The sequence below is a fragment of the Mycobacterium sp. SMC-18 genome (assembly GCF_045310895.1).
Taxonomy (GTDB): domain Bacteria; phylum Actinomycetota; class Actinomycetes; order Mycobacteriales; family Mycobacteriaceae; genus Mycobacterium.
Map to the genome: position 1 here is coordinate 83,994 of NZ_JBJIAL010000021.1, position 9,078 is coordinate 93,071.

General features: G+C 67.5%; 9 protein-coding genes. 7 read left to right on the forward strand and 2 right to left on the reverse strand.

The window, feature by feature from the left end:
* The first annotated feature begins 60 nt into the window (after positions 1 to 60).
* On the forward strand, positions 61 to 1,002 hold the full coding sequence (holA, locus tag ACJH6J_RS18905; protein WP_406804370.1) for a DNA polymerase III subunit delta: 942 nt from the start codon (positions 61 to 63) through the stop codon (positions 1,000 to 1,002).
* 65 nt (positions 1,003 to 1,067) lie between these two features.
* Here holA and rpsT read toward each other — a convergent pair whose 3' ends face one another.
* Entirely contained in the window at positions 1,068 to 1,328 is a 261-nt protein-coding gene (gene rpsT, locus ACJH6J_RS18910) for a 30S ribosomal protein S20 (protein WP_020102146.1), read from the reverse strand.
* Between the two features lie 228 nt (positions 1,329 to 1,556).
* On the opposite strand from rpsT, the gene ACJH6J_RS18915 reads away from it, so the two are divergent.
* The 5 genes from ACJH6J_RS18915 to ACJH6J_RS18935 all read left to right on the forward strand — a co-directional run bounded on the left by ACJH6J_RS18915 (position 1,557) and on the right by ACJH6J_RS18935 (position 6,282).
* Positions 1,557 to 3,212 carry a circularly permuted type 2 ATP-grasp protein gene (locus ACJH6J_RS18915; RefSeq protein ID WP_346414390.1) on the forward strand — a complete coding sequence of 552 codons (1,656 nt, stop codon included), beginning with the start codon at positions 1,557 to 1,559 and terminating at the stop codon, positions 3,210 to 3,212.
* Positions 3,212 to 4,183 carry an alpha-E domain-containing protein gene (locus tag ACJH6J_RS18920; RefSeq protein ID WP_346414391.1) on the forward strand — a complete coding sequence of 324 codons (972 nt, stop codon included), beginning with the start codon at positions 3,212 to 3,214 and terminating at the stop codon, positions 4,181 to 4,183. The genes ACJH6J_RS18915 and ACJH6J_RS18920 overlap by 1 nt, the downstream gene beginning before the upstream one ends.
* Before the next feature lies 1 nt (position 4,184).
* Complete coding sequence (locus ACJH6J_RS18925; RefSeq protein WP_064986590.1) at positions 4,185 to 5,024, forward strand: transglutaminase family protein; 840 nt, start codon at positions 4,185 to 4,187, stop codon at positions 5,022 to 5,024.
* Between the two features lie 67 nt (positions 5,025 to 5,091).
* Positions 5,092 to 5,523, forward strand: coding sequence for a CBS domain-containing protein (locus ACJH6J_RS18930; RefSeq protein WP_064860038.1), 432 nt, complete (start codon positions 5,092 to 5,094; stop codon positions 5,521 to 5,523).
* Between the two features lie 150 nt (positions 5,524 to 5,673).
* On the forward strand, positions 5,674 to 6,282 hold the full coding sequence (locus tag ACJH6J_RS18935) for a GNAT family N-acetyltransferase (RefSeq protein ID WP_406775734.1): 609 nt from the start codon (positions 5,674 to 5,676) through the stop codon (positions 6,280 to 6,282).
* A gap of 131 nt (positions 6,283 to 6,413) precedes the next feature.
* On the opposite strand, the gene ACJH6J_RS18940 is transcribed toward ACJH6J_RS18935, so the two are convergent.
* A complete protein-coding gene (locus ACJH6J_RS18940; RefSeq protein WP_406804369.1) occupies positions 6,414 to 7,031 on the reverse strand; it encodes a type II toxin-antitoxin system PemK/MazF family toxin in 618 nt (205 codons plus the stop codon).
* Positions 7,032 to 7,125: 94 nt separating this feature from the next.
* Here ACJH6J_RS18940 and lepA point away from each other — a divergent pair, with 94 nt between their 5' ends.
* A complete protein-coding gene (gene lepA, locus ACJH6J_RS18945; RefSeq protein ID WP_406804371.1) occupies positions 7,126 to 8,973 on the forward strand; it encodes a translation elongation factor 4 in 1,848 nt (615 codons plus the stop codon).
* Positions 8,974 to 9,078 lie beyond the last annotated feature (105 nt).

The following is a 9,078-nucleotide window of genomic DNA, read 5'->3' on the forward strand; positions in this document are numbered from 1 at the left end:
ACTGCGCTGATTGTCTGCCCGCCATGAAACGATCAACGGGTGAGTGGATCGACCGAGGCGTTGCATCTGGTGTTGGGCGACGAGGAACTGCTGGTCGAGCGGGCGGTGGCGGACGTACTGCGGAACGCGCGCAAGCAGGCCGGCAACGACAACGTGCCGGTCGACCGGCTGCGGGCCGGTGACGTGTCCACCAGCGAGCTCGCCGAACTGCTGAGCCCGTCGCTGTTCGCCGAGGAACGCGTGGTGGTCCTGGAGTCTGCCGCCGAAGCCGGCAAGGACGCCGTCGCTCTCATCGCCGACGCGGCAGCCGACCTGCCGGGCGGCACCATGCTCGTCGTCGTCCACTCGGGTGGTGGCCGGGCGAAGGCGCTGGCCGATCAGCTGAAAAAGCTTGGTGCCGAGGTACATCCGTGCGCGAAGATCACCAAGGCCGCCGAGCGTGCCGACTTCGTGCGTAAGGAATTCCGGTCGTTGAAGGTGAAGGTCGGTGACGACGCCATCACTGCCGTGCTCGACTCGGTCGGGTCGGACATCCGCGAACTGGCAGCGGCGTGCTCGCAGCTGGTGGCTGACACGGGAGGTCAGATCGATGCGGCGGCGGTACGGCGCTATCACTCCGGTAAGGCAGAGGTGAACGGGTTCGACATCGCCGACAAGGCGGTTTCGGGTGATGTCAGCGGCGTCGCCGAGGCGTTGCGCTGGGCGATGGCCGGCGGCGTGCCGCATGTGGTGCTGGCCGATGCGCTGGCCGAGGCCGTGCATTCGATCGCGCGGGTCGGTGGCCAGTCCGGCGACCCGTACCGGTTGGCGGGGGAGTTGGGGATGCCGCCGTGGCGTGTGCAGAAGGCGCAGAAGCTGGCCCGGCGCTGGACCCGGGACACCGTGGCCGAGGCACTGCGGGTGGTGGCGGCGCTGAACGCCGACGTCAAAGGTGTGGCGGCCAACGCCGACTACGCGCTGGAGTCGGCGGTGCGGCGCGTCGCCGAGTTGGCCGACAGCTAGTCCGGACACAACAAAACCGCGGCCCGGTGAACGGGCCGCGGTTTCGCGAAAACTACCGGCTCAGATCAGAGCTTGTTGAAGGCCAGGGTCAGCGCCGACTTCTTGTTGGCGGCCTGGTTCTTGTGGATGACACCCTTGGTGGCGGCCTTGTCCAGCTTGCGGTTGGTGGCGACGAGCAGCTCGCCGGCCTTTTCCTTCTCGCCCGCCTCGACGGCCTCACGGAAACCGCGGATGGCCGTACGCAGCGCCGACTTCACCGACTGGTTGCGCAGACGTGCACGCTCGTTGGTGCGGATGCGCTTTTCCTGCGACTTGATGTTGGCCACGCGTGTCGTTCCTTCTAAATCTCAATTTGGGCATGCACGGGGACGAGCATGCTCGGTCTTAAGTCTGCGCTCTTCGCCCGTCAACGGGCAGCGACTGTTCAGGTTACCAGCGTCCATGCGAAAACCCCAAAGCGCGGCATGCGCGCACTGGCCGGCGACGAACCCGAGCATATCCGTGAATGCCAAGTTGCCCTGCCGAAACTGCCAGGTTGATGCAGCATGTCTGCCATGAGCCCACGGACATCGCACAGTGGTCCCGCGCGGACGCGGCCGACCTCCCCAGGGAATCGCTACGACGGTGTGTTCGACGGCTACGACGACGTCGACAGTTATGCCGCCGCGTACGACGAGATGTTCGACGCCCAGGGTGCCGTCCGGGGTCTCTACAAGGGCGTCTTCGCCGAATTGGCGCCGTCGGACACGTCCGAGCTGGCAGCCCGGTCGGAAGCGCTCGGCCGCGCGTTCACCGACCAGGGCATCACGTTCTCGCTGTCCGGTCAGGAGCGGCCGTTTCCGCTGGACCTGGTGCCCCGGGTCATCTCGGCCGCCGAGTGGTCGAAGCTGGAAAAGGGCATCAAGCAGCGGGTCAAGGCGCTCGAGATGTACCTCGACGACGTCTACGGCGACCAGGAAATCCTGCGCGACGGGGTCATCCCGCGCCGGCTGGTGACCTCGTGCGAGCACTTCCACCGCGAGGCCGCCGGGATCGTCCCGCCCAACGGCGTCCGCATCCACGTCGCGGGCATCGACCTGATCCGGGACGACAAGGGCGACTTCCGGGTGCTCGAGGACAACCTGCGCTCGCCGTCGGGGGTGTCCTACGTGATGGAGAACCGGCGCACCATGGCCCGCGTCTTCCCCAACCTCTTCGCGACGCACCGGGTGCGGGCGGTCGGTGACTACTCGTCGCACCTGCTGCGGGCGCTGCGCAACGCGGCGGCGTCGAACGAAGCGGACCCGACCGTGGTGGTCCTCACCCCGGGCGTCTACAACTCGGCCTACTTCGAGCACTCGCTGCTGGCCCGGCAGATGGGCGTCGAGCTGGTCGAGGGCCGTGATCTGTTCTGTCGCGACAACGTCGTCTACATGCGGACCACCGAAGGCGAGCGCCAGGTGGACGTCATCTACCGCCGCATCGACGACATGTTCCTCGACCCCATGCAGTTCCGGCCCGACACGGTGCTCGGCGTCGCCGGGCTGCTCAACGCGGCCCGCGCGGGCAACGTCGTCATCTCCAGCGCCGTGGGCAACGGTGTCGGCGACGACAAGCTCGTCTACACCTACGTGCCGACCATCATCGAGTACTACCTGGGCGAGAAGCCCCTGCTGGCGAACGTCGACACCTACCGCTGTTGGCTCGAGGACGAATGCGAGGAAGTGCTCGACCGCATCCGCGAGCTGGTGATCAAGCCCGTCGAGGGCTCGGGCGGCTACGGCATCGTCTTCGGACCGGATGCCTCCGAGAAGGAGATCGCCGCGATCTCGAAGAAGGTCCGCGCCGACCCGCGCGGGTGGATCGCCCAGCCCGTCGTGCAGCTGTCGACGGTGCCGACGCGCATCGGCGACAAACTGGCACCCCGGCACGTCGATCTGCGGCCGTTCGCGGTCAACGACGGTGACGACGTCTGGGTGCTGCCCGGCGGCCTGACCCGCGTCGCCCTGCCCGAGGGCTCGCTGGTCGTGAACTCCAGCCAAGGTGGCGGCTCGAAGGACACCTGGGTGCTGGCGTCGCGGGCGTCGACCGCCACCCACGAGCTCGGCGCCGCCGAAGTCGTGCGCTCCCTGCCGTCCGCCGGCCAGGCCGCCGACGAGGGACCCCCACAGCAGGCCGTCCAGACTGCCCACCAACAGCAGCAGCAACAGCAACAGGCGGTGATGTACTGATGTTGGCGCGCAACGCGGAATCGCTGTACTGGATCGGCCGCTACGTCGAGCGGGCCGACGACACTGCCCGCATCCTGGACGTCACGGTGCACCAGCTGTTGGAGGACTCGAGCGTCGACCCCGACCTGGCGTCGCGAACCTTGTTGCGGGTCCTCGGGATCGAGCCGCCGGCAGCACCGCTGGACATGTGGTCGCTGACCGACCTCGTCGCGTTCGGCCGCGGTGACGCGCAGAACTCGATCGTCGAGTCGATCTCGGCGGCCCGTGAAAATGCCCGCGGCGCACGCGAAGTCACGTCCACCGAGATGTGGGAGTGCCTCAACACCACCTACAACGCCCTCGCCGAGCGGGAGCGGGCCGCCAGAAGGCTTGGGCCGCACGAGTTCCTGAGCTTCGTGGAGGGCCGCGCCGCGATGTTCGCGGGCCTGGCCGACTCGACGCTGTCGCGCGACGACGGCTACCGCTTCATGATGCTGGGCCGGGCGATCGAGCGTGTCGACATGACGGTGCGTCTGCTGCTGGCCCGCGTCGGTGACAGTGCGTCGTCGCCGGCGTGGGTGACGGTGCTGCGCTCGGCCGGTGCCCACGACACCTACCTGCGGACCTACCGCGGCGTGCTCGATGCCGGCCGGGTCGTCGAATTCATGTTGCTGGACAGGCTGTTTCCGCGGTCTGTGTTCTATTCGCTGCGGCTGGCCGAGCGGCATCTGGACGAACTGCACAACCGGCCGCATGACCGCATCGGTGCCACCGGCGAGGCGCAGCGCCTGCTCGGCCGGGCGCGCAGCGAATTGGAGTTCCTGCAGCCGGGCCTGCTGCTGGACTCCCTGGAGGATCGCCTGGCGGGTCTGCAACGCAGCTGCCGGGAAATCGGAGAAGCATTGGCGCTGGAGTACTTTCACGCGGCGCCGTGGGTCGCATGGACGGACGCGGGCCACCCGGTATCGGTTATCGAAGAAGGTGAAATCTGATATGTGGCGGCTCAGAGTTGTCCATGCCACCGGGTATGCCTACAAGTCGGCGGTGACGGCGTCGTTCAACGAGGCCCGTCTGACGCCGCGCTCGGACTCGCGGCAGAACGTCGTCCTCAATCGCGTCGAGACCACGCCGGCCACCCGCTCGTACCGGTACATCGACTACTGGGGCACCGCGGTGACGGCCTTCGATCTGCATGCGCCGCACACCGAGTTGGAGGTGACGTCGTCCTCGGTCGTCGAGACCGACAAGGGCGAAATGCCCGCGGAACTGGTCACGTGGGACGACCTGGCGGGCGCCGGTGTGCGCGACCGGTTCGACGAGCTGCTCGTCCCGACCCGGTACACGCCGGTCAGCAAGCGGCTGCAGCGCGTCGGCCAGCGGATCATGAAGTACTACGACCCGCAGGAGGCCGTGATCGCCGCGGCGAACTGGGTCAACACCGAGCTGGACTACGTCCCGGGCACGACGGGTGTGCACTCGTCCGGACTGGACGCGTTGCGTGAGGGCAAGGGCGTCTGTCAGGACTTCGCGCACCTGACGTTGATCCTGCTGCGCGGCATGGGGATTCCGGCCCGCTATGTGTCCGGTTATCTGCATCCGCAGCGCCGGGCGGAGGTCGGCGACACCATCGAAGGCCAGAGCCACGCCTGGGTGCAGGCCTGGACCGGCGGCTGGTGGGACTACGACCCGACCAACGACGTCGAGATCAACGAGCAGTACGTGACCGTCGCGGTGGGGCGGGACTATGCGGACGTCACCCCGCTGAAGGGCATCTACTCGGGCGAGGGTTCCACCGACCTGGACGTCGTCGTGGAAATCACCCGGCTCGCTTGACTTTCGCCGCGCACTCTCCGTCGCCGACTACCATGGATGTGAGGTGGATCACGATCGGAGGCGGGCGATGCGGATCGCGGACGTACTGAGCAACAAGGGTGCCGCGGTAGCGACCATCGCCCCGGAGACCACGGTGTCGCAACTTCTGGCCAGCCTGGCGGCGTTGAACATCGGTGCCATGGTGGTCGTCGGCGATGACGGATTGGCCGGCATCGTGTCCGAGCGCGACGTCGTGCGCGAGCTGCACAAGCGCGGCGGCGGCCTACTGGGCCAGCCGGTTTCGGAGATCATGACGACCGTCCTGGCGACGTGCACGCCGCGCGACACCGTCGACCACCTCGTGGTGCTGATGACGCAGAACCGGGTGCGGCACGTGCCCGTCCTCGACGACGGCCGGCTGGCCGGCATCGTCAGCATCGGCGACGTCGTCAAGACGCGGATGGAAGAGCTCGAGACCGAGCAGCAGCACCTGCAGGACTACATCACCCAGGGCGGCTGACTTTCCCGTCACCACTTCCCGCGAGCGGCCGTGTCTGCACGGCGACACGCCGAGTTCGCCGGGCAATTCGGGGGCGCTCACCGGCGGCGAGCGGGCGCGAATTGTCGGCGGCGCCTGCGCCGGCGGGACGATTCACGGCAAGCTGGCGGCATGCGTGAAATTCAGACCCGGGCGGCCACCCGTTCCGACATCGGCGGCTTGTCGCACACCCTTGCCCGTGCATTCGCCGACGACCCGGTGATGACGTGGATGCTGCCCGACGATGGGCTGCGCCGGCGCCGGCTGCCACGCCTGTTCACGGCGCTCACCAAGTACCAGCACTTGGGCCACGGCGGCGTCGAGGTGGCCTTGTCGGCGGACGGTATCGGCGCGGCGGCGTTGTGGGATCCCCCGGGCAAGTGGCAGCAGACGCGCGGCGCCGAGCTGCGGGCCGTGCCCATGATGCTGTTGACGTTCGGCACCGCGGTGCTGCGCGGCCAGGCGGCCGCGGAGCTGATGAAGAAGCACCACCCGGAGGAGCCGCATTGGTACCTCGCGGTGATCGGCAGCGACCCGACGGTGCGCGGCGGCGGGTACGGGCAGGCCCTCATGCGGTCCCGGCTGGACCGCGTCGACGCCGAACATGCCCCGGCCTATCTGGAATCGAGCAACCCGGTGAACGTGCCGTACTACGAGCGCTTCGGGTTCGAGGTCACGGGCGAGATGACGCTGCCGAACGGCGGGCCGAGCCTGATTCCGATGTGGCGTCCGGCGCGCTGAGCCCGCTCAACGCGCGGTCAACGCACGCTCGACGGGCGCGAGCGGCCCCTGAGTGCACGCCAATAGCGGCGTGTCGCCGTACAAACACGGCCGCTCGCGGGAAGGGGGCTAGCGGGAGAGGGGGCTCGGGGCTAGCGCCAGGAGTAACTGGCGCGGAGGCGGGCGGCGATGATCTCGAACTTGTCTCGTTCGAGGATGGCGCCTTCGCGGCGGATGCCTTCCTCGGGCACGTCGAGCACCCGGTCGAGGCGCACCCAGCTGGCCCGTCCGTCGTAGTCCCAGCTGCCGGAGCCGATGCCCACCCAGTCGGGGTCGCCCTGGTGGCGGTCCTGGCTGGACAGCATCAGGCCCAGCAGCGTCGTGCGGTCACGGCCCACCACCAGGACGGGACGGTCCTTGCCGCGGGTCGGGTCGTCCTCGTAGACGACCCAGGTCCACACGATCTCGCCCGGGTCGGCCTGGCCGTCCAGGTCGGGGGCGTAGACGATGCGACGGGCCCGGTGTGCGGTGGGGACGATGTTCTCGGTGATCGGGCGTCCGGCGGTGATTGCCCCGGCCGGCGGCTCGATCTGCGTCGCGCCGAGCGCCGTCAGGCCCACCTCGATGCCGAACCGGATGCCCTGCTGGATGGTCCGGGACAGCCCGTCGGGCTGCTGCAAGTTGCGGATGAGCTTGGGCGCCTCGTTGAACACCAGTTGTTCCGCGAGACGCTGGAACGTCCTCCACTGCGACGCCATGGCATCGAGCATAGGGGAGTTTCCGGGCCGCGATTTAGTCGCCGGGCTCCTCGCTAGATACCCTGGTAGCTGCGCGTGATGCGCGCGGACCCATCGTCACCAGGAGATTCCCATCAGCAGTTTCGCCGACAAGACGTTCACTGCGCCGGCGCAGATTCGGAACTTCTGCATCATCGCCCATATCGACCATGGGAAGTCCACCCTGGCCGACCGCATGCTGCAGCTCACCGGCGTCGTCGACGACCGGTCGATGCGCGCGCAGTACCTGGACCGCATGGACATCGAGCGCGAGCGCGGCATCACCATCAAGGCCCAGAATGTGCGGCTGCCGTGGAAAGTGGGCGACGAGGAGTTCGTCCTGCACCTGATCGACACCCCGGGCCACGTCGACTTCACCTATGAGGTGTCGCGCGCGCTGGAGGCCTGTGAGGGCGCCGTTCTGCTGGTCGACGCCGCCCAGGGCATCGAGGCGCAGACCCTGGCCAACCTGTACCTGGCGCTGGATCGCGGATTGACCATCATCCCGGTGCTCAACAAGATCGACCTGCCGGCTGCCGACCCGGACCGCTACGCGGGCGAGATCGCGCACATCATCGGTTGCGAGCCGACGGACGTGCTGCGGGTGTCCGGCAAGACCGGTGCGGGCGTGACCGAGCTGCTCGACGAGGTGGTCCGTCTGGTGCCCGCGCCGACCGGCGACCCCGATGCCCCGACCCGGGCGATGATCTTCGACTCGGTCTACGACATCTACCGCGGCGTGGTCACCTACGTCCGCGTGGTGGACGGCAAGATCGTCCCGCGCGAGAAGATCGCCATGATGTCCACCGGGGCCACCCACGAACTGCTCGAGGTCGGCATCGTCTCGCCCGAGCCCAAGGCGTCGGAGGGCCTCGGCGTCGGTGAGGTGGGTTACCTCATCACCGGTGTGAAGGACGTCCGCCAGTCCAAGGTCGGTGACACGGTGACGACGGCCCGCAAGGGTGCCACCGAAGCGCTCACCGGGTACCGCGAGCCCAAGCCGATGGTCTACTCGGGCCTGTACCCGGTGGACGGGTCGGACTATCCCAACCTGCGCGAGGCGCTCGACAAGCTGCAGCTCAACGACGCCGCGCTGACGTACGAGCCGGAAACCTCTGTGGCACTTGGCTTCGGCTTCCGGTGCGGGTTCCTGGGCCTGCTGCACATGGAGATCACCCGTGAACGTCTGGAGCGCGAGTTCAACCTCGACCTCATCTCGACCTCGCCCAACGTGGTGTACCGGGTGGAGAAGGAAGACAACACCGAGCTGATCGTCACCAACCCGTCGATCTGGCCCGAGGGCAAGGTCCGCGCCGTCCACGAGCCGGTGGTGAAGACGACGGTGATCGCGCCCAGCGAGTTCATCGGCACCATCATGGAGCTCTGTCAGTCCCGCCGCGGTGAACTGCAGGGCATGGACTACCTGTCCCCGGAGCGCGTCGAGCTGCGCTACACCATGCCGCTCGGCGAGATCATCTTCGACTTCTTCGACTCGCTGAAGTCCCGCACGCGCGGCTACGCGTCGCTGGACTACGAGGAGGCCGGCGAACAGGAGGCCGATCTGGTGAAGGTCGACATCCTGCTGCAGGGCGAGGCCGTCGACGCGTTCAGCGCCATCGTGCACAAGGATTCGGCGTCGGCGTACGGCAACAAGATGACGACCAAGCTCAAGGAGCTGATCCCGCGTCAGCAGTTCGAGGTCCCGGTGCAGGCCGCGATCGGCTCGAGAATCATTGCGCGCGAGAACATCCGGGCCATACGCAAGGACGTGCTCTCCAAGTGCTACGGCGGTGACATCACCCGTAAGCGCAAGCTGCTCGAGAAGCAGAAGGAGGGCAAGAAGCGCATGAAAACCATTGGCCGAGTTGAGGTTCCGCAGGAGGCCTTCGTCGCCGCGTTATCAACTGATGCTGCCGGAGACAAGCCCAAGAAGTAGGGATTTGTGCACGATTTTCCGCGGTGACCGCGGTGTGGTGTCTCGGGACATCGCTGACACTTATGTCTCGGGACATCGCTGACAGTCAGTGTGCGGGTTTGGGTG